Genomic DNA, 23449 nt, shown 5'->3' with positions numbered 1-23449 from the left:
TACTTTTTACTTCTTGATACATAGAGTATTTTTGTAGATGCCTGAAGTAATGATCAGGTAGAGAATTAAACATTCTGACAGACAGCCTCGCATAACTTTTAGTGAAAATATTTAGACGCACACATATTTCAAAGAATTCATTTTCAACAAAGAGGAAGCTTTTTTTAATAAAAAAGACTTTCCGTTTTGTGCGTGTATGGATATTTCGCTTTTTGGCTGTAATGACCTTCCTATGGATGTGTTTAATGAGTTTTTCTCAACTTCCTTTTGTACAAACTGCTGTTATTCATAAAATCACAGAAAAAGTTTCAAAGCAGTTTAATCATCCAACCACAATAAAATCTGTAAAATTAGATTGGTTTGATAGGTGGCGATTGCAAAAAGTACAAATTCTTGACTTAGATAGTGTTCCGCTAATTGCTGTAGAAGAAGTTTCTTTAAACTTTTCATTTATCAACTTACTCTACAACCAAGATAGATACATCCATATTGAAGATGCTGTTTTAACAGGAGCCAATGTAGAAATGATCATGGATTCCCGTTTGGACTCTATGAATAACATGACGAGATGGATTCGTCACTTAGCAGGTGACCCTAAAGGAATTCATAGATACGATATTACAGAGCCAGGAGAAACTCATATTCTTTTCGAAAATGTACAATTGATAAATGCTCGATACGTTTTAAACAACCCTTTTGTTCCTCATAGAGAAGCAGGGAAATTTGATGTAACCGACATGGAATTCCTTAATATCGACGCAAATGTTAGTCAGTTAAGGATTGATAAAGATACCATTGCTATGAAAATCGAGGGCCTTCATGCCTTTGAAAGTAGAAGTAGAATTAGGATTAAGGATATGGATGCTGATTTTGGTATTTCCACCACAGGATTAATTCTTAAGAACCTTTACGGCAAGCTAGGTTCAAGTTTTATAAATGGGGAAATAGCTTTTGATACAGACGATTACACCGATTATAACGATTTCTATTACTGTGTTTTCATGAAAGCAAAACTAAAAAACAGTAATATTCACACCGATGATTTAGCTAACTTTTTCACCTATTTTGATAGTATCCACGATTACATTAGTGGAGATGTTCAATTAGAAGGCAGGGTCAATGATCTCGAAGTCAAGAAAAGTAATCTCCGTTTCGGACAAGGAAGTACTATTAGAGGTGATTTTAAGTTTAATAAAATAATAGATAAAGAACGAACTATTATGGATTTGAAATTCGATAATAGTTATTACTTTACAGAAGATCTACTTCCTTACATACCAGTAGATTATAGAGAATACGTGGAGTTATTTGGAGCCACCTCTATTTCAGGAGAGTTTAAAGGTACCTTAGATGAATTTATGTTGGACGGTATTCTAAACTCTGAATATGGAGTGATGACTCCGAAAATGGAAATCTCTATCCCGAAAGAAACCTATATCGGTTATTTAAAAACCGATAGTCTTAATGTGGGGCAAATATTTGATGTAGACTGGCTAGGTAGAATGGACTTTAATGGTAACATTAATGGCAAGGGTTTTTCAGTTCATAAATTAAAATTAAATGTGGATGCGCGAATCCATAGTTTAGAACTGAATGATTATACCTACCATAATATCTATTTGGATAGTACATACATGAAGGAAGGCTACTTTAATGGAGGTTTAAGGGTCAATGATCCTAATCTTAAAATGTATGTCGATGGTCTATTGGATTTTAGAGACAGCACATTCCATTTTTCTTCGGGTATATTAGCCGAGGATCTTCAAAAGTTGAATTTCACAAAAAAGAAAATTGGGTTTCAAACAAGTGTTGAAGCAGAGTTTGATAATGTCATAGATAATGGTCTCTCTGGAGGACTCTTTTTAGATAATACTAAACTTTATAATGCCCAAAAGGAACTCGATATAGATAAAATTACCTTTGTAACTACTATAGATAAAAGTGGCTTACGCTTGGTTAATCTCGATTCTGATTTCTTGGGTTTTAACATGGCAGGTTATTTTAATATTTCTACTTTTTCAAAAGACATTAACCAAATTTTTAAAGAAGCTCAGCTTTCATTATTTGATCAGTCGTCTCAAGAAGTAGCTGATTATTATAACAAAAAGGAAAAGAAGATAGAAGAAAATGGTGTGGTAGATTATTCTGTAGATATGGATTTACAGGTGTATAACATTAATAATCTATTATCAATATTTACAGATAGTATTTCCATAGCTAACAATACCCAAGCCTTATTAGCAGCTGATTTTGGTAGTAAGCAACATGTTTCTGCTCAACTTTACAGTGATCATTTATCCTTTTATGATGTTACTTTAGATTCCAATGTGATGATCTATGATTCAGATAAAAAAGCATTGGAGGATTTCTTTGATACATCGGTTCGGATTGAATCAAAAGATCAAAACATCAAAGGAGTATTGTCATCAGATTTTTCATTTCAAGCATTTTCTATTGATAGAAATATGATGTTTAACACACAAGCAGATTTCTATCAATACAATACTAAAATTGATTTAAAAGGTGATGTCGATATTCATCACGATTCTTTGGTTTTCAGTTTACCTCAATCTCGAATTAAATACCAAGATAAGTATTGGACAACTGCTTCAACAAAAGCCTCAAAAGTTATTGTGTATCAGGATGGAGCACACTTTGAAAACTTCCAGTTATTCAATGAGGATGAACAAGTTCTCTTAGACGGTTTTGCAAAAAAAGATACTGATTTACCTCTTCACATTAAAATAGATAATCTAAATTTAGCGTATTTACCTCAGGTTATTGACCAAGATGTGAAAGGAGTTGTAGATAGCTTGGACGTTTACATAGAAGATATATTTACTGAATTACGTGTGTACGGACACGTTGATGTTAAAGATTTAGAGTTAGATGAATATTATTTAGGGCACTTATCAGGTAAGTCAGATTGGACAAAGGAAGAGTTGAATATGAATTTAAATATATCAGATTCAACAGCTCAAAAGTTTAAACTAACTGGTTCATATTATCCTATGAAAGAGGAGGATCAATTTGATATGAAATTGGAAGTAAAAGAATTACCATTGGGTATTTTTCAGCCTTATGTCAACGAAGTTGTAGATCGATTAGATGGTGTGGCTACAGGGTGGATAAAAATATATGGTACTAAGGAAGCACCTAAACTTTGGGGTAATGTTTTAGCCAAAAATGGTAACATTAAAATGGTTTACCTTAATGTAGACTATAAATTTGGCGAACAAGGTGAGGATGCAAAAATAGTGATTAGACCTACAAGTATTTCTACCGAAAACTTAAAAGTAGTCGATGAATATGGTCATTTTGCCTTTTTAAATGGAGGTCTAACTTTCGAAGAAGGTTTTAATAATATGATTACAGAATTAGGCGTTTCTTTTGAAGATTTTTTCATAATGAAGAAAGAAGAAGTAGGAAACGATTTATTCTATGGTACTGCCTTTGGGTCAGGTAATATATCAATAGCAGGACCTTTTGATGATATTATTATTGATGTCAATGCAAAAACTAATAAGAGAACCAAAATATATATCCCATTAAATGCTATAGATTATGCGGAGGGAGATCCTTATATCGTTTATGTTCAAAAGGATACGGTTTCCAATAATCAAACAGAAAATGAAATAGAGGAGAAAAAAGACGTAACAGATCAAGCAAATTTCCAAGTGAATATGAATTTGGATATTACTCCTGATGCTTACTGTGAGATGATTTTTGATAAAAAATCTGGAGATATTATACGTGGTAATGGTGAAGGTAAATTACAAATGAAAATTGATAAGTTTAGAAACTTTGAAATGTTCGGTAATGTAGAAATTGTAAAAGGGGCCTATAATTTCACTATGAAAGTGGCTGAATTTAACTTGGTGGATAAGAAGTTTGTGATTAATCCTGGTTCAACACTTTCATGGAATGGCGATCCTTATTCCGCTCAAATGGATATTGTGGCAAAATACAATCAGAGAGTAAGTTTATTACCATTGATTGATGTGCAAGATTCTACCGTAAGAAATGCCCCTGAAATCACGAAACGTTATCCTACAGATGTAGACCTTTTAATCAAGGGAGATTTATCTACGCCAGTATTAAATTTTGATATTGATATTCATGATTACCCTGCTACTGTAGTTACAGAAGGAGGACCAATTTCACTAGAAAGTTATGTAGCAGGCTTTGAAGAAAGAATACATAGGGATGAACAAGAACTGAACCGTCAGGTATTTGGTTTAATTGTATTACGACAGTTATTATCGAATGATTCTTATACAGGATTTGGACAAACTGCTTCTAGTTCTGTAAGTGAGCTTCTTACCAATCAATTGAGTTATATATTATCGCAAGTAGACGAGAATTTTGAAGTGGATTTAGATATGAGTGGATTGGATAGAGAAGCATTACAAAACCTGCAAATGCGATTATCTTATACTTTTGCTCAAGGTAAAGTGCGAGTCACCAGAGATGGTGGCTTTACGGATAATCAGAACCAAACTACCGCAGCTTCTGTTTTAGGGGATTGGACGGTAGAAGTAGTGTTGTCTCAGGACGGAGCGCTTAGAATGAAGTTCTATCAAAAGTACCGTCAGGATGTTTATTATACGACAACAAACCAAGACAATACATCTTTAACAGGTGCGAGTATGATGCATACTAAGAGTTTTGATAAGTTCAAAGACATCACTCAAAGTCCAACAAAAAGAGAATTAACAAAGAAACCAAAAGGTTATAGAAAATACATCCGAAAGAAAAAAAGAGAAGAAAAGAAAGCAAATAAACATCATGAAAAACATTCCGAGTAGCGAAATTATAGCCTGGTTTAAAGGTTTACAAAACGATATATGCAGAGACCTTGAAATTTTAGATGGTAAAGCTAAATTTCAAGAAGATCTTTGGGAAAGACCTGGTGGAGGAGGTGGTAGAACACGTGTTATTAAAGGAGGAAATATTCTAGAAAAAGGAGGGGTCAACTTTTCTTTAGTGGAAGGCGATTTATCCGAACCAATGGCAAAAGCATTAAAGGTAGAAAAAGCAGAAAAGTTTAAAGCTACCGGTGTTTCTATTGTGCTACATCCTAAAAGCCCAATGGTTCCTATTATACATATGAATGTACGCTACTTCGAATTATCTAATGGTACTTATTGGTTTGGTGGAGGGATTGATCTTACCCCTCATTATGTAGATAAAGAGGCTGCAAAATTATTCCATGAACATCTTTCTGATGCTTGCGAAAATACAAAGGCAGGGTACTATGACCGTTTTAAAGAATGGGCAGATAACTACTTTTTTATTCCTCATCGTAATGAAACAAGAGGTATAGGAGGTATATTTTTTGATCGATTACACCATGAATCGGAAGGGTTAAACCCCGATCAATTATGGCATTTTGTTCAAGATGTAGGAGAAAGCTTTATTCCTGCATACAAAGAACAAGCACTTCGATTTAAAGACAAAGAGTATGGGGAAAACGAATTAAAATGGCAACGCCTTCGTCGTGGTCGTTATGCTGAATTTAATTTGGTATGGGACAGAGGGACTAAATTTGGGTTAGAATCCAATGGTAGAACAGAATCCATCTTAATGAGTTTACCTCCAGAAGCACATTGGGATTACGATGTGCAACCTAAAGAGGGATCAAGAGAAGAAGAGACACAATCTTTATTAAAGAAAGGAATAGATTGGTTAGGTCAATAATCAAATGATATAAAAAGAGCTAGTGATTCAAATCACTAGCTCTTTTTTATTATCTAACCACCGTAAGATGTGTTGCATCTCTATGATGAGTTCCAAAAAATTCACTATCGTATTCTAGTATCACAGTATAAATACCACTAGAAACTAATTTTCCTTGATAGGTGCCATCCCAACCCGTTCCGTTTTCTTGTGCTTCCCTAGAATCTTTGTAATCAGAATGGAAAATAATCTCTCCCCAATTATTATAAATGGTCATTTTGAGATTGATCACATATTTAGATCTAACTAAGAATTCATCGTTTAACCCATCTTTATTTGGAGAAAATGCAGTTGGATTAAAGAAAATGGGAGGGCATCCTCTCGTGACATTCATAGTGGTGGTATTTTCACAATTGTCCTCCGTAGAGGTGTCAATAATGTGTACTGTATATTCACCACCATCATATCTTATCACAGAAGAGGTTGTTTCATTTGTATCTTCCCAATGATAAACAAAGCCATTTCCTTGAGGTGCTTGAATCTTAATTTGATTTAATTCTTCAAAGCAGAATAAGGTATCTTTTACTGCAAAATCAGGAGGTAACGGTCGATGAATAAATTCATATTCATGAGAAACAAGACATTCTATACCAGAGATATCATGAGTGACAAGATTGGTTAATGTATATTTTCCTGGTTTATTCACAGTTATAGTAGCACCCTTTGTTCCATCAGTCCAATTGTATTCCCCCAATGTACCTTCAAAGCCTACTATTGTTCCATCAATAAGAACACTATCGCCTTCACACGCATAAAAAGTAGTTATTTCAGGTTGAGGAAGTTTTATCTTTTTAATTGTGACCTTTTCTTCAACAAAACAACCTATATCATTCCAAGCTTTGACAGTATATTCAGTTTCATCTTCTGTTGGTGTTACAGTAATACTAGAAGATGTTTCTCCAGTACTCCATTCAAATATACTTCCTCCTTGTACTGATAAAGTAGTTGATGATCCTTCACATAAATAAAAGTCTTCGTTTTGCTCTAAATAAGGATAATCAGTAACTATAACATCTTTAGTTAATTCAGAAATACATCCATTAAAAGATTCAATGAGTAATTTCACTTTATAAGTTCCTGATTTAGGGTAAATAAATGAGGCACTAACTGCTGATGAACTAACATTCGTAGAATCATTTTCCCAATCAAAATACCATGAAATACTTTTAACAAGAGAAGGATCATTATTCAAACTTTTATTACTATATGTTGAGGTATTTGTAAAAACTGTTTCATCTCCTATACAAACAGAAGGGGCATCAAAACTTATTGCAGGTAAAGGATGAACCAAGATATTAGTAGATGAAGTATGTGTGTTACACACATTATCTGAGGTAACAGTTAAACTGATATTGAAAGTACCTTCTTGTGAAAATTTATATGTTGAAATAGCTTCCGAAGTAGAATAACTATCTATAAGATTGTCCCCATCAAAAATGTCCCAAGTATATTTAGTGATTTCACCAGCTGGGTAGGGAGCAAAATTTGATTTACTACCATCAAATGTAACAGAGTCAAGCATACAAACCTCTGCTACAATGTCAGTAACTGAAATAGGCGGAGCTACGAACTTAACATTGAAAGTTCTTGAAGAATAACCCACTTTTGTATCGGTATGATTATTATCGCTATTAATAAAATCAGTATAAACAGCATCAATCCAAATTTCTAAAGTGTAGTCCCTTCCGTTTAAATTATAAGGATCAATTTCAAAATAACCACCATTACTTCCAGTAGTAAAAATACCCAAAGAATCAGTACCACCTGAGGCCGATGGTATTTCTTGTCCATCAACACTCCATTGGTATTTTGTTGTTCCTTTATAACTAAACTTTCCGTACTCTACATGGTTAGCAACTTCAAAGTTTTCATCATATCCATTGACTGTTTTTGATATATCCGAAATACATGCAACAACATCATCAATTTCTAATTCTGGCTTTTTAAATACTGTGATTGATTCATCGGTGATCGCATCATAATTACATTTTGCTTCTACACCATTTCCTAAATCTAACGTAGATTCAAAAACTAATTTTGGGGTATAGACCCAATTTGAGTCGTTATAGTAGGTAAAGGTTTGTAGGGAGTCAACACCTTCATAACCATCACCTGAAGCCCATATATAGCCAATTTCTTTTACCTCACTTGAAACAAAAGCAGGAAGTGCAATCATATCTGTTGTTACTGGAGCGTAACCCGCTTTTTTATTGATGTAGAAAGAACCACTTACTCCTTTTACTGAAATAGACACAGTATCTGAGGTATAAATACAACCTTGAACATCTTCTGTAACTAAGTAAACTTCATAATCACCAGGACCAAAGTAATACTCTAATTTTCCGTTGTAGAGTTCAATGTAGTTGATGTTTAAACCATCTTGTTCTACATACCACATCCATTTATAAATAGATACATCTCCACCACTATAATACGTTCTTAAGGTAGAATTTCCAGGCGATCCATCTGCATCATCAATAAAATCAACTTTTGCAGGACAATCTAGTTCTGTTTCTGAAGGTGTAAATGCTGCATTGCCAATGGGTAATGCAGGAACATCAAAAGTGAAAGAATCAGAAGAAGAACATCCATTAGAATCTGTTATTTCTAGTTCAAGAGTATGAGTACCTTCTTTGAATGTATCAAATCTAAAAATATGACTAGATCTATTATCTTCAGTAATTTCTGATTTTACTCCATCAGGATCTTGATGAGTCCATTTATAATGAGCAAAATAAGGATTATAGACTGTTGTTTCTGAAATATTGGGAACAATATATGTTTCTATATAATCACATTGAAAATTAAAGTCGATGTATTTGGATACATCATCAGATATATTGATGATTGGTTTTGTGACAAGTGTCCTTACCACATTGGAATAAACTTCACAATTTGTGACATCAGCATAGACTATAAGTTGAACTTCATTTTCTTGATTTTGAGGGATATTCAATTCATCAAAAGTAAATTTAAAGTCTGAAATTACTTTACCATTACCCTTTAGAATTTCTTTACCATTTACTAGCCAGGCCCATGTTGGTCTCGGAGCTTCAATTCTAGATCCTGATTTAACAGAATAGATCATCTCTTCTCCTAAACAAGTACCGTTAGTGGATGATTCTATAACAAAATCCATTGCATGAACTTTAATTTTACCTTGAGAGGTAGTTTCTGTACAACCATTATAATAATAGACATTCAATTCAATCTCCCAATTACCAGGTTCATCGAAAGTCATATTTTGTCTTCTAGAGTTATAATCAGGATAAATCTTTTGATTGGTATCTACATTTCTAAATGACCAATAATATGTTCCTGCATTTGTTACCTTAGGGTCAAAGTATAAAGAAGTACCTTGACATATTTCTGTTGGATTACTATAACTATTGATATTATCATGAAGCGTGAAGTCCCAATGAATATCTACAGGGTCCGGTTTTGTAGCTATTGTAATAGAAGTTGTATAATTATGAATACAATACTCTGGAGGAGTAACAGAAGGTATTGAAGATTGATTTTCTATAGTTAATGATACTTGTACTTCATCACCATAATCAATATTTAACCCTAAGAAATCAGGATGATTAACAATGTCCTCATTAATATTTTTCGTGATAATTATGGCAGTATCTAGACCTACAGTAATCTGCCAAACGTAATCACTATTATTATCGGCTCCTTTAGATCTATTTTTGATAAATATTTTATTGGGGTCGCATAAAACAGTAACTCCTAAATCAAAATAGGCTCTTGGTTTTAAAATAGTTACTTTTTTATAGGTCGGTTGTCCCTCACATCCATCTTGAACAACTTTTAACCCAACATTATATACTCCAGGCTCAAGGTGATCATAGGTTTGTGCACCCGTACGATTAGCAGAAGGAACCCAATTATCGCTTCCAAAATAATCCCATAAATAAGTCACTTCACTTTCATCTACCTCACCTAAATTAGAGGTATTTTTAAATTCGATGTAGGTTCCATTACAAAAATCAGGTCCGTTAAGTACTTCAAAATTTGCTGTAATAGATTGACTGACTTTTAGTTCTGTAGTAGTCGTTACTGAACATCCAGCATCAAATTCAAGAGTAAGTGTTATATCATAAGTGTCTGCTACTAAATTATTCATAGCAAACTTTTTTGATTGACTTGTAACTGTTTTACCTGTTTTTCTTCCTTTTGCTATCCAATTTCTACTATTAGAATTATCATTTAATGAAGCATTATTTTGTTCGAGCAAATAACTAATTTCTAAAGAATGAGGAGCACATGAGTTGACTACATCAATAATTTCAACTGAAATTGGATATGAAGTGATATCAATTTCTGTAACCACACATTCACCAGCATCATTGGAGACAAACTCAATAGTATGCACACCATAACCATTTAGATTAAATCTAGGGTTTGTTTCATTTTCAAAGAGTTTTTCAGTAGTACCTTTTATTCTCCAAAAGTAATTGCTGATTCCATGTAAATTGTTGATATATAAGTCAGTATAGAAGTCTTCAGTACAAAAGACTTTTCTAGAAGCAGTGATAAAGATATCAGAAAGTTCCATAGGAGGTACAGCAATTATTTGAGAAAAGCTGCAACTGTTACCTACATATGCAGTGACTGTTACGTTTTTAGTGAAATTACTTGAATTGGTAAAATTGTGAGTAATTTGATCGGGGTAGGTAGATGTTTCTTCTGTATATAATCCAAACTTCCATTTGACATCCTTATCATGTAAATTTTCAGGAAGGTTAGGAGTGAAGGTTACAGGGTAAAAAGCACAAAATGTTTCAGGTAATTCATACGAAAACATATTTGTTCCTACATCTAGAGCAACTGGAATATTTAGAGTTTGTGTACACCCTCCATAAGTAGCTGTTAGAGTTACCGTATATTGATCTCCATTAGAAATATCATAAAAGTGATTTACCTCAGCACCTTGCCCTGTGTTGCCATCTCCAAAATCCCATGCATAAGATACACCTGTAGTGACTGATTGTTGTGTTTCATCAAAAATAGCAGATGCTTTAAATGTTTGGTTAATTGATGTAGCACATGAAATGACTTCCATAGGGCTGACACTTGGTACAATCAATTCAGATATTGTAATGTATTCTTGAAGCTGAACAATCTCACAACCATTTGTAGTTGTACCTCTAATTGTAGCAATATACGGTTGATCTCTTGCTGCAAGAGGTCTTGATTTTTCGTTTTCAGATAATACCTGACCATTCAGAATAAATTGAACTGTTCCTAATTCAATTGAAGATTCTAAAGTAAAAAATACTTCTGTACCATCACATCCTTCAGTAGTACTTGCTTTAAAGTTTACTTCTGGAGATTTTGATATTTTTATAGTTGCTTCTAAAGATTTTGATGAACCTCCTTGGGTGAACGATGCAACAATTTTAAATGTTTTCTCATCATTTGTTTGGAAGGTATGAAAAGGATTTTTTTCAGTAGATGTATTACCATCTCCAAAGTCCCAAGATATGTTACTAATACTCCCCTTACCCTCATCATCTATATAAAAATAAGAATAATAAGTTTTACATCTATCTATGGTCTTATCAGTAATATCATCACCATCTTTAAAACCTTCACTCCCATTAGCCATAATTTTTTGAGCATTGGTGAGTTTAGGTAAGAAGATAAATAAGGAAAGAAGAAGTATGGTATTTAATAGTTTAATTTTCATCTTGTTAGTTTGCTTTATTATAAAGTTGGTAGAGGACAGTTGACTTGACTAGGATTATCTTTTTTAAGATTTCTTTTTTTGTAATAATTCGGAAAGAAATTGAAATCATAACGAATGGAGATTTCATGTGAATTTCCTTCTCCGACTTTAAGCCCACCTATTGGAAAATCGAAACTATAACCTATGGTTACTTTTTTTAGTTTAACTCCCGACATTAATACTATTGCATCATGATTAATTTTATCAGGATGATTATTTAGTTTCAATGGTAGGCCTCTGTACCATATACCGAATAGAAGAGGGTTGTAGTTTAAATTGGCACCTATACTAAGTTGATCACTAGTTCCTTGAGATTGATAATGCATCATCAAGGAAATGGTTTTATCATTATAATCTGCAATAGCACCTTTCCACCTATAAGTAAGAGGAATTTTATAGCCAGCATTAATACTATATCTTAAAGGAAGTATATCTATTCCGTTTTCAAGTCTAGAGATACTAGGTTGATTCATATGATAAAATGCAGCACCAACCCAAAAATGATCTGTGTAATACATAATGCCAGATGAAATATCAGGATATATTTTATTCTGATCAGAAAGTTTATCTGCAGTAGATCCGTTTATGTTACCATTATTATCAATTTGATCATCAAAAACTAGTTGATTAAAACCCAATGAAGACTGTTGGATGCCGGCTTGTAATCCTAGACTAAGATTGTGTTTTTTGTTTATTTTTAAATGGTAAGCTCCTGAAATATTAAAGGTAAAACGACTCATTGTTGGTCCTGAGGACACACCGAGTAGGTCTTGATGAGCTAAAATACCCAATCCAATATTTTTTTTAGGAATAGGGGTATCAAAGGATGCCATAAAGGTATTGTAATTTAATGGAACACCTATCCATTGATTACGGTAATTAATATTTGCTCTACCGTCTCCTCCTGTACCAGCAAGAGAGGGATTTAGATAGAGAGGGGAGGCATAAAATTGAGATAACTGAGCATCTTGTGCATGTAAAAAATTAAGAATAGATGTAGTCAGTATCACAATTTGTACCCAAACAAATAAGTGAAGAGGTTTAGAAAACATAAGTTTGATTGTCACCAGAGTAATAGTTTGCAATATTTCAAAAATACATATTTTTTTTGATTTTTATTTATATTAATTAATAATTCAAAGCAGATAAAAAAAAGAGCTAGTGAATTGAATCACTAGCTCTTTTTGAGAATCTTTAAGTATTACTTATTTCAATTAATATCTTATCATTCCTTCGAAAGTACTACTTATGTTATTCGGAACTAACTGCCCTCTCATCTTTAATTGACCGTTACTGAATACACCATTTACTGTGGCATTACAGAAGTTACCGGTTCCATCTAAATCATAAGTTACACGTGCAGTTAACACTGAGCCCATAATATTAAACTCCACTCTTGTACGTCCAGTTTTTTCATCTTTTTTTACTTTCCAGTCGCTAATACGGCCATCAACAGTAATACCGCCAACACCATTCCAACCTACAAGGTGTGCAGAACCAATTTGCAGTACACCAGTATTACCTTCTACTTTTAAGAAGTTGATATTAGATTGTACGTTCACCGTTCTTCCTTTACGGTCATATAATTGTGTTGCTTCTAGTACAAAAGACTGACTATCTATAGCCACTTGAGCTTGTTGATTAACTAATTTTTCAAAAGCTTCTCTTTCTGCTTTCTTTTGTTCTTTAGCTTTACGTTTTTGTTCTTTTTTTAATGCTTTTTGTTCTTTTTTAGATAAAGTTGTATCCTGAACAATATTGATAGCACTTGCGCTTAAACTAATTGCCATCACTAATATGATGGACATCACGAATTTATATAGGATATTCTTTTTCATAGCGTAAATAGATTATGTATTCGTTTTATTGAACTACAATTGTTTTAACGGAGAATCACTTTTAAAAAATGATAATTTTGAAAAAATAAAGTTAATTTGATGTTAAACAATTATTCTATTACCAAATACTCTAATTTTAATATAGGTTATTATAAAAATAATGATATGAGAATTTTAAATCTTACATCACTAAACTTTCGAAATGAATGCTATTACAAAAATAAGCTTTTTATTGAAGTAGCCAAATCAATAACAAAGTCAATCTAATGAATGAATTAATAATATTTTTTTCAATTTTTTTTCGTTTATAACTTCTTCAAACTCTTAATTATACACATTTGTGTAACTATCTGCATTTTTTGTAACTTATTGTATATTAAATAATTAAATTATTAATTTGTAGTGTTGTAAAACAAAAAAAGAAACGAAATATTAAAGACTTTAATAATTCATTAAATAAAAAATAAAATGGATAATTCATTAAATACCTACCCTAAAACATTTTCTCATATTGGAATTACTGTTCCTAATATCGAAGAAGCAGTAAAGTTTTATACTGAAGTATTAGGCTTCTATGTCATTATGGAACCTACAGTAGTAAAAAAAGAGAGTGAAACTGCTATTGGTGTGATGTGTATCGATGTTTTTGGAGAAGATTGGGATACTTTTAGAATCGCTCACTTATCAACAGGAGACAAAATTGGCTTTGAGTTGTTCGAATTTCCAGAAAGCAAAGATTTAAAACCAAATTTTGAACCTTTTAGATCAGGATTATTTCACTTTTCAATTCAAGATCCTGATGTTGAAGGTTTGGTACAAAAAATTGTAGATGCAGGTGGTAAGCAACGTATGCCAATTAGAGAATATTACCCTGGAGAAAAACCTTACAGAATGTGTTATGTTGAGGATCCGTTTGGAACTGTTTTCGAAATTTACTCTCATTCATATGAATTACACTATTCTGCCGGAGCATATAAGTAATGTTTTTTAGCAAATTCTTGTCCCCATTTGTTTAATTCAAGAACAATGGGGATAAGTGTTTTACCCACTTCTGTAAGTTCATATTCTACCTTTGGCGGTGTTACAGGGTACACTTTTCTTTTAACAAGTTGGTCTTTTTCTAACGCTCTAATAGAATAAGTAAACATTCTGTTAGATATATCAGTAATACTTTTTTGTAATTCTCCTGAACGTTGTGGTCCATCTTTTAAATGATAGATAATTAAACTTTTATATTTATCGCCTATCAATTGTAGAGCAAAAGCCAATGAACAATTAAACTCTTTATCGTTGTATTTAATGAGGTTTTTAGAATGATCTTCCATATTGATATTTAAATCTAAGACATCATTTAGAAAAATGAAAATATATAATATCAACTGATATTTTGTATTTATAGTACGTATTGAACCACTTATAAGTTATTGGATTTTACATTAAAAAAAATGGTAAAAATACTGCAGGTTTCTATTTTATTTAACATGAGATTTGGATTAGTTCTACCTATTCATTTCCATTTATTAAAAATTATCAATAACATTGTAAGCAAACTTTTACTTAAACCGTGAACATTTGAACTTGAAAAAGTTAGTCAATGATTTTTTAGTTAATGTAAATCAGAATTGGAGAGCATAGTCTAAACTATGTGATGAAGTTCTAGAAATCACTACCCTAAAAAAGAGAGACTAAATTTTCTGTTCTCAATGGACAATTACTTAATTATTATATAATCTTTATTTTTTTTCTGAAGAACTAAAGATTACGAAGCAAATTATTTACGAAACAAACAACAATGAAATGAGTAAACGAATTTTTGTTATGGGTAGTGCCAATATTGATTTGGTCGCTAAAATTGACAGATTACCATTACCTGGCGAGACAATTATTGGTAATGATTTTTTCCAGAATCAAGGAGGTAAAGGAGCCAATCAAGCAGTAGCCGCCGCACGTTTAGGTGGAGAGGTAACTTTTGTAGCCAATGTAGGACAAGATGCACATGGAGAAATGGCCATTAATTCCTATATCAAAGAAGGTATGGTAACTAAGTACATAAGAACCGTAGAAAAACCAACAGGCGTTGCTTTAATAACAGTGGATACTGCTGCAGAAAATAGTATTGTTGTTATTCCGGGAGCCAATGCAACATTAAATGAGTCGGATATAGATAAAACTTTAGGGGAGATTGATGAAAATACTATTGTTTTATTACAGTTAGAATCACCTATTCCAACAGTAGAATATGCTATTAATAAGTGTAAGTCCAATGGGGCAACTGTTGTCTTAAATCCTGCACCCGCAAAAGAGCTACAAAAGCAGACATTACAATCTGTAGATATAATAACTCCCAATGAAACAGAATTGACCCTACTAACTGGGGTTGAAATTAAAGACGAAACAAGTTTTCAAACAGCAGTAGATCAACTTCATCATCAAGGGGTAGAAACCATCATTGTTACCCTAGGAGCGCAAGGATGTTATCTATCATCGCCAAATATTAAGCAACATTTTAAATTTAAAAGTAGATGCTATTGATACTACAGCAGCAGGAGATGTATTTAATGGAGCTTTAGTGGCTCATTATTCTTCTTCCAATAATTTAATTGATAGTATCCAATTTGCTATTGTAGCATCCGCAAAGTCAGTCACCAAATTAGGTGCACAAGATTCTATTCCAACTTTAGCAGAACTTTAAAACCAAGTAAATATGTTTATTGTAGAAAATTATTCGCTGGCAGTGTGCTTTTGTATTATTACAATGCTCTGTTGGGGATCGTGGGCGAATACGCAAAAATTAGCCAGCAAGCAATGGGATTTTAAGCTATTTTACTGGGATTACACTATAGGAATTATACTCATTTCTTTACTGTTATCCTTCACTTTAGGTTCTTATGGTGAAGACGGAAGAGGTTTTATAGATGATTTACTTATTGCTGATACTTCTAGTTATAAAAATGCTTTAATCGGTGGAATTATCTTCAATTTGGCTAACTTATTATTAGTCATCGCAATTGATATTGCAGGAATGTCTGTCGCTTTTCCTTTAGGTATAGGACTAGCTTTGGTGATAGGCGTTTTAGATAACTACATGAAAGATCCATCTGCCAATAAGTTTTTGATTTTTTCAGGATTAATTTTAGTGGCCTTGGCGATTATTCTAAATGCCGTTGCTTATAAGAAATTACCAAATCAGAAGAAGAAAAGCACCAAAGGAATTGCACTAGCCTTATTAGCGGGTATTCTGATGGGATTCTTTTATGGTTTTGTAGCCGAATCTATGTCTTTTGATTTTGTACATCCTGCCGAGGGGAAATTTACTCCTTACTCTGCTCTATTCATCTTTTCAATAGGGATTTTCCTTTCGAACTTTATTTGGAATACCATAAATATGTATTGGCCAATAGTTGGAGAGAAAACATCATTTACAGCCTATTTTAAACAAGGAACTTTTAAAATTCATGCTATTGGAATTTTAGGAGGATTAATATGGGGATTAGGTATGGGGTTAAACCTCTTGTCATCAGAAGTAGCAAGCCCTGCCGTTTCTTATGGCTTAGGACAAGGAGCAACTATGGTAGCTGCATTTTGGGGAGTGGTGATTTGGAAAGAATTTAAATCTGCACCCAAAGGCACAAATAAAATAATTTCATTAATGTTTATCCTATTTATAGTGGGTTTAGGGTTAATTGTCTATTCAAAGATTTGAATAGTTTCAAATAATGAATGATTATATTCCTTAAGTGGAATAGAACAAAAAAGGCTGTCTCATCAAAAATGAGACAGCCTTTTCTATACTTCAAAAGTACATTTGAATTAGCTATTCAATAACTCATCTAAAGTTTTAATAGCCATTGCTTTATTTTTAGCAGGTTGTGATCCTTCTTCTACTTCTACAGTAGATAGAAAGGTAGATACTTTACCGGCAATATCCTTAACGTTTTCTGCAGGTAGGTTCATCCCTTGTAACATCATGAAGGCGCTTTGCATCATTTGAGCAATTTGATTTTCGTCTTCTGTAGTATTAATGGCATTCGCAAACTGCATTGCGATCATATTTTCGTCCATGGCATTATTTGGTTGATAATTTTGATGAACAAATGTATGGAATTTATCCTAATTCAGTTTCTTCTGTCTTTGATTTTAAACCAAAAAAACGGCGAACTTCTCTTTTTATTACCACCTTTTGATATAGAAAATAATCTTTTGATGCTTTGTAAAGCAGTTTATCGGTTTTAAACTGTGTTTGTAATAAGAAAGCAAAACCTATATAGGGTACTGCTGACCAATAAGCCCCCAACCAACTAATCTGCTTTTTTAGACGATATTTTATAAATATGGCCTTTAATGTGGCATTTACTATCAAGAAAATAAGTGGTATAGCAGTAATCCAACTAGCCTCACCTTGTACTACTGAATAGCCAAGGGCAGCTGGAATTAAAAAGTTATCGATCCAAACTGCTACAAAGCTCCAAACAATCAATATATACCCCACACGAAAAACCTTAGAGATGTCTTTCCCTAAGCTATGTTCGATCAAATAATCAATTTGATCTTGGTCGTATTTCTGATTTTTCTGAACGAAATTACAGAAATTATCCCGTGCACATTCACAGTGTTCTTCAAAGTTTTTCATGTCATCAATAGCTAGGTTTTCTTCTTCTATTGTTAAGTTAGGCGAAGACATATTTATCAAGGTTGTAGGTGTCGTTAATATTGGTTTTACTAAAATAATAGGTTATCGTTATCAATCCAACCCTTTTGTTCTTTAACCCAGTTCATTAAGGATTCATGTATAGAAGACCTCATCAAAATGGATGGATTACCAAAAAAGATCATTTGTTGTTTTGCACGAGTAATGGCCACATTTAATTTGCGATCCACTTTACTATCAGCGGTTAAACTAATCATACCTTCCAATTGGAATGGAGTATTGGCACAGAAAGAGATCAAAATTACTTCTCTTTGAGAACCTTGATAACGCTCTACGGTATCAATACTTAATAAGTGAGCATCTTCAAACCCTGCTTCTTCTAAAGCCTGACGGATAGCGGCAATTTGATTTCGATATGGGGCGATAATTCCCAACGTTTTATCAATATCGAAACTACCTTTTTGTTCTAAATATCTCTTTTTGGTCGCAATAGCCACCTGTGCAATTTTTCTTGCTTCTTCCATATTGATCTTGTCAGAAGAAGCTGTATTTCTACCATGAGTAGGGAAGAATAGTAGACGGTGTTCGATTAATAGTTGTTCTAAAGCAGATTGATGCGATCGTTTTTCCCACTCAAAAGAAGCACTTTGCCAAGGAAGTGGAACAGTAGTAAGGTTACCCTGATAGAAATGTTGATTGGCAAAATCCCCCAATAGTTCGTGCATACGACCTTGGTTCTTTAAACGATCAAATGCCCAATGCCAATTGTTTTGTTGGCATAAAGCATAAATACGTTCAAAGTAAGCTGTTCTTCTATCGGTAAGCCCAATAGGTTTTAATTCTTCAAAATCTATTTCTGATAAAATAGGATCTTGCTGTGTGATGGCTGGTAATTGTTTCTGATCGCCTATCAATACAAAACGATTGACTTTAGTAAGTAAACTTACAATTTGAGGTTCCAGAATTTGAGAAGCCTCATCGATAATCGCCATATCGAATTGTTTGATTTTGAACAGGGAAGACCTTCCAGCAATAGAAGCCAATGTCGAAACAAAAATTCTATGCTGATCGATACCATTTTTCAATAACTTTCTATTGTTTGCATTTTGTGCTAATTGATGCATCAAAGAGCTTTTCCATTGTGGAGAACAGGAATGTTCTGACCCAATTCTTAGAAATTTTCTACCATCTTCTAGAGGTGTTTCAATAGCTTCATCCAATGCTTCACAAATTTCATCAACCGCACGATTGGTATAAGCTACAAATAGAATATTTCTAGTCTTATCCGTTTTATGAAGAATGTGAGCCAGGTTTTTTAACATTCGAGATGTTTTACCAGTACCCGGAGGTCCTACAACTAAACAGTAATCTTCCGTAGACAAGGCCTTAGCTAATGTAGAAAGTTCTGTTTTGTTTAAGTTTTTATCTTGAGCAAGCGATTTTACTTCCTCATGAGTATACATCTTATCAGGATATTTAGGAGGATTCAACCCCAATAAACGCTCTTTCTTTTCTTTATTTTGCCAACTGATAAAATTGAAAATACCTCTATACATCGAATTAAAAGATGCTTCCATAAAATCCCCTTCCAACGCCCATTTGGTGGGTGCATCATATATTTCTGAATTTCTTTGTCGGTGTCTTAATTGTACTCTTACCTCGCTATTTGATATAAAAGTGATTGTACCTCTATTAATTTGCCCTTGAGTAGGAATAGTATCGGCACTATTTCTTGGGTAAATCGTGACGATATCACCCACTCTAAAATTCACAAATGCATTTTCAGCATTGGTACGTTTAAAAATGATTTCAGGAGTAGGTTCATTGGCGTAATTTTCGGCTACCTCTAAATCAAAGAAAATCTTAAAACTATCTTTTTTGTCTTCAAAATCATCTTTCCACAGAGCTGCAGCTCCCTGATTAAAAATAGTATCACCTACCTTAGAAAGTTGCTGTTCTTTAGAAATAAAGCTAGTAAATGCATAGAGATAAGCTTTCTCCATTCGGTTTAACCCTTTTAGGTTTCGGATAAACTCATTTACCTCTGTTTTTATAAACGGTGGAGCCCCCGCAAAGGCAGGTTCATTTAACTGACAAATAACTTTATGTACTTCTTGCAAAGTTTCTGCTTTCGATAATTTTAATTCGTTTAAAACGATTTCATTTCTCGTAAGCAAAATGCTTTGTTCCATCTTCAAAGTGTAGGTGTCAAATCTTAAGGGCGACTGTATAGTTTTCGAATAGAAAATGTACGGGAACACTTGTTGACTCTCTACATTGTAAGCATCTCTTAAAATCATCTGATACATCAAGGTTTGTACTTGATGATTGATCCATAACCCTGAATTACCAAAACCTGTCTGAGGAGCAGATCCTGATTTTAATTCTACAATTCTAAATTCTTTTTGCTGCTGATTGATGTGAAGTAAATCCAATCGACCTTGCAACCCATATTTAGGAGAGTAAAAGGAAGGTTCGATAATACAACCGTCTTTATATATATTTTGCTGTAGAAAATCTTCTTTGATTGTTCTTTTTATGTTATTGAACTGATCTTCTGCTTTTTTCATGAACTCATTAAATCCCTCTCGAGTTTGAAGTTCATCTAATGTTATGTATTCTAAAGGACTAGATTTAAAGGTTTTAGTAAAGACCTCTCTAAAATCTAAAATATCAGTATCCTCCACATGAATTGCCTCATCTAAAAAATAGTTGGCCACATTTCCCAACAACATAGCCGATGAACTTTTTGAGGTTGAAAACTTTTTCAAAAGGTGCATCAAAGGGATGGTGGTATTTCTACTGAAACATTCAGCGACAGCGGTCACATCAATGAGGTAATCAGGCTCTAAAACAAAATGTTGAGGAGAAACACTATCATCTTCTTCCATACGGGCATTGATAAGGATTAGCTGAGCATTTTCCCACAACTTATGGATAAACGAAGTATAAATATCATTGTAACCTTGTACATTAAAACGTACTTCTAAAGGGGCAGTGGTTTCATTATCTTCATCATCTTCTAAACAAAGGATGCGATTGTTTTCGATGTCAATTTTTAAAACTTCCACCTTTAAAACCTCTATAGTATTTTCTCTATGCTTATTGACTAATTCTTCAGAAGGTAATTCTGGTAGAAGCTGATCTAATTTTTCAGGAACGATAACACCATGCACTTCTTTTACCAATTCGGCAACACCTCTTGCGGCAAACTGAACATCATGCGTAGAAATAAATTTGGTAGATCTTTTAGACTGCCTATCGTTGATACGGATTTTTTGTAATCGCCAACTTAATAAGGGACGTAATTTTCTTTTCTGACTAATAAAGGCAATCCTAGAAAATAGGCTAGATAAAAGTACTTTTTCTCCTTTAGTTTCCTCTTTACAAACCCATTCAAGTAATTCTTTTATTTTATGATGCTTTTCTAGATTTGAGTAAGAATCGTCGTGAATCGTTTGATCTATATATTGATAAAAATCTTCCGCTTTGAGCATGATTTGTAATAATTTGAAAAAAATATAGTGAAGAAAGGAACTTTTTTTACCTACTTCTTAATCGTATGATTTGATCTCTTGTAAAAATAGATTAGATGTTTGCATTATTCAAATAAGGTGATTAGATCTTTGAAAAAATAGGTTAAATTAGAATAGAACCTGATGAACTACCTTTCTTCGCTACTTTAATCACAACATCAGGTAACTGTTTTATAACCCAAATACTTGTAAAATCAATCTTGACTTTAGCCTATTCTAAAGTGAACTATTTATAACTATGAATATAATCTACCGATTAAAGGACTATAAATTTATTATAGTTTTATTGTCCTTAATTACCTCATTGTATGCTTGTGGACCAACCCTAGATGAAATAGTTGTACCACCTATTGAAAATTATAAGGTAGGAGTACCTATTCTTGATGGTGATATTTCATTTACAGATCTAATTCCAGAAGATGAATTATCTGATTTAGAAATTGCTGATGATAGTTCGATGTATTTTGAATTTGATACTGCTATAGTCATCGCCACAACAGATGATTTAGTAGGTGCTTTTGGTAGTGGGGGAACGGATGATTTCTTTAGTGTTGATTTTCCAAACCCAATTACTGGAGTGAGTTTACCAATACCAAGTCAAGGAGTAACATTGAAATTTACGTCAGATGCTTCTACCTGTACGTCAACTCCCTTGCCATGCGTAGAATTACAAAACGACGTATCTCAAGTAAGCTATATACGGTTTATGCAAGGTACTATGGATGTAGATTATAATGTGAACGCTGGAGAAACCTTTACTATGGTTTTAAGTAATATTACAGGACCAAATGGGGAAACCTCCTTAACAGTAACTCAAGGTTCTTCTCAAACTTCAGCGAGTATTAGTCTTGTAAATGTTGAATTTCAATTATCAGATACACCTACTTTAACAATGTCTGTGACAGATGCTTCTGGAAACCCATCAAGCAGTGGTACCTTAACAGATATAGGTATGTCTACTGATAACAATGCAGATAGGTTAAGAGTATTATTTCCTTCAGGTCTAAGTTCTGCCGGTTTTGATATTCCACAAGAATCCATTGAAACAGATTATCTAACAGAAATTTTCCCCGATGGAGCAGAGATCACCTTCCAAGATCCTTTAATTAATTTTGATTTTGATAATCCAATAGGAACGGGCGTATCGATCGATCTTTCTGTAAACGGAGGAGTAGAAGCAGTGACTCCTAATGGTAACTTACCGCTATCTTTTACAGGTAGTATTGCAGATACAGGTACAGTTAGCCAGTGTTCTCAAATAATTACCGTAGCAGCTGCCACCGATTTTGATAACGCTGCACGTACCAATAAGTTTATGTGTAATGCTTCCAACATAATGAGTAACCGACCTACAGAAATGAGGTTTGCCGGTAGAGCTAATTATAATGTGGGTGCTGGAGATGAAGTTTTCTTTACAAATGACGACAGTGTAAAGGCTTATTTCACCACAAGGATACCTTTACATATTGGTTTCTCAGGAATGACTTATACAAGTGGATCAGACTTAAATCTTGATTTTTCATCAGAATTAGATGATGTAAATTCTGCTATTTTACGATCAAAAGTAGACAATGGATTGCCAGTAGATGGAACGCTAAAATTCTATATTAAGAATAGAGAAAGAGGGCGTACAATAGACTCTATTATTGTCAATGGCAACCAAGATGGACAACAAGTAATTAAATCAGCCATTGTGGATGATAATGGTGTGGTGATAGAAAGTAAAGAACAATATCTAGAAACTCAATTAACTGGAGATCAAGTAAGAACATTATTAAATGCAGGGTATTTAGATATATCCTTTGATTTAGTAGGTGATGCAGATTCGACAACAGATTACCCTGATCCAGTGCTCATTAAGAAAAATCAAAGAATGAATTTACAGATGGGGCTACTACTTGATGCTACTGTTGACTTAAATGGTAGTAATTAAGTTTTGGTTGATGTTATA

The 23449-nt window shown here is 33.3% G+C and carries 14 protein-coding genes; 7 read left to right on the top strand and 7 right to left on the bottom strand.

The features are described from left to right. The first annotated feature begins 245 nt into the window (after positions 1-245). The gene (locus tag NH26_RS07665; RefSeq protein ID WP_044218297.1) at positions 246-4808 is read left to right on the top strand and encodes a translocation/assembly module TamB domain-containing protein; all 4563 of its coding nucleotides are present in this window, start codon (positions 246-248) and stop codon (positions 4806-4808) included. After that, the gene (gene hemF, locus NH26_RS07660; protein ID WP_044218299.1) at positions 4789-5700 is read left to right on the top strand and encodes an oxygen-dependent coproporphyrinogen oxidase; all 912 of its coding nucleotides are present in this window, start codon (positions 4789-4791) and stop codon (positions 5698-5700) included. The genes NH26_RS07665 and hemF overlap by 20 nt, the downstream gene beginning before the upstream one ends. A 49-nt stretch (positions 5701-5749) precedes the next feature. Here the strand turns inward: hemF and NH26_RS07655 are convergent, their stop codons facing one another. The 3 genes from NH26_RS07655 to NH26_RS07645 form a co-directional block, all read right to left on the bottom strand. Further along, positions 5750-11437, bottom strand: coding sequence for a PKD domain-containing protein (locus NH26_RS07655; RefSeq protein WP_044218302.1), 5688 nt, complete (start codon positions 11435-11437; stop codon positions 5750-5752). A 17-nt stretch (positions 11438-11454) separates the two neighbouring features. Further along, positions 11455-12528, bottom strand: coding sequence for a PorP/SprF family type IX secretion system membrane protein (locus NH26_RS07650; protein ID WP_052431773.1), 1074 nt, complete (start codon positions 12526-12528; stop codon positions 11455-11457). Between the two features lie 162 nt (positions 12529-12690). Further along, complete coding sequence (locus NH26_RS07645; RefSeq protein WP_071397115.1) at positions 12691-13314, bottom strand: DUF4251 domain-containing protein; 624 nt, start codon at positions 13312-13314, stop codon at positions 12691-12693. Between the two features lie 468 nt (positions 13315-13782). Here NH26_RS07645 and NH26_RS07640 point away from each other — a divergent pair, with 468 nt between their 5' ends. Continuing rightward, positions 13783-14295 (top strand): lactoylglutathione lyase family protein, encoded by a 513-nt coding sequence (locus NH26_RS07640; protein ID WP_044218306.1) that lies wholly within the window; start codon positions 13783-13785, stop codon positions 14293-14295. Here NH26_RS07640 and NH26_RS07635 read toward each other — a convergent pair. Next, positions 14271-14639 carry a winged helix-turn-helix transcriptional regulator gene (locus tag NH26_RS07635; protein WP_044218309.1) on the bottom strand — a complete coding sequence of 123 codons (369 nt, stop codon included), beginning with the start codon at positions 14637-14639 and terminating at the stop codon, positions 14271-14273. The two genes, NH26_RS07640 and NH26_RS07635, sit on opposite strands and share 25 nt — an antisense overlap. A 472-nt stretch (positions 14640-15111) precedes the next feature. Here NH26_RS07635 and NH26_RS07630 point away from each other — a divergent pair, with 472 nt between their 5' ends. The 3 genes from NH26_RS07630 to NH26_RS07625 are packed head-to-tail and all read left to right on the top strand — an operon-like array spanning position 15112 to position 17017. After that, complete coding sequence (locus NH26_RS07630; protein WP_262494265.1) at positions 15112-15846, top strand: ribokinase; 735 nt, start codon at positions 15112-15114, stop codon at positions 15844-15846. A 37-nt stretch (positions 15847-15883) separates the two neighbouring features. Continuing rightward, positions 15884-16006 (top strand): hypothetical protein, encoded by a 123-nt coding sequence (locus NH26_RS25785; protein ID WP_262494264.1) that lies wholly within the window; start codon positions 15884-15886, stop codon positions 16004-16006. A gap of 12 nt (positions 16007-16018) precedes the next feature. Beyond that, positions 16019-17017: a GRP family sugar transporter gene (locus NH26_RS07625; RefSeq protein ID WP_044218311.1), complete on the top strand. Its 999-nt coding sequence runs from the start codon at positions 16019-16021 to the stop codon at positions 17015-17017. 107 nt (positions 17018-17124) lie between these two features. On the opposite strand, the gene NH26_RS07620 is transcribed toward NH26_RS07625, so the two are convergent. From NH26_RS07620 to NH26_RS07610, 3 genes are read right to left on the bottom strand one after another with little or no spacing between them, the layout of a single operon-like run. Beyond that, positions 17125-17376, bottom strand: coding sequence for a hypothetical protein (locus tag NH26_RS07620; RefSeq protein WP_044218314.1), 252 nt, complete (start codon positions 17374-17376; stop codon positions 17125-17127). A gap of 43 nt (positions 17377-17419) precedes the next feature. Further along, on the bottom strand, positions 17420-17995 hold the full coding sequence (locus NH26_RS07615) for a hypothetical protein (protein ID WP_044218316.1): 576 nt from the start codon (positions 17993-17995) through the stop codon (positions 17420-17422). A gap of 38 nt (positions 17996-18033) precedes the next feature. Then, a complete protein-coding gene (locus NH26_RS07610) occupies positions 18034-21459 on the bottom strand; it encodes an AAA domain-containing protein (RefSeq protein ID WP_044218319.1) in 3426 nt (1141 codons plus the stop codon). Between the two features lie 277 nt (positions 21460-21736). On the opposite strand from NH26_RS07610, the gene NH26_RS07605 reads away from it, so the two are divergent. Then, the gene (locus NH26_RS07605; protein ID WP_139262936.1) at positions 21737-23431 is read left to right on the top strand and encodes a hypothetical protein; all 1695 of its coding nucleotides are present in this window, start codon (positions 21737-21739) and stop codon (positions 23429-23431) included. The last annotated feature ends 18 nt before the right edge of the window (positions 23432-23449 follow it).

Origin of the sequence: Flammeovirga pacifica, assembly GCF_000807855.2 — a bacterium.
Taxonomy (GTDB): domain Bacteria; phylum Bacteroidota; class Bacteroidia; order Cytophagales; family Flammeovirgaceae; genus Flammeovirga; species Flammeovirga pacifica.
The sequence above is the reverse complement of the archived record's forward strand: the minus strand, read 5'-3'. Positions and strand labels throughout refer to the sequence as shown.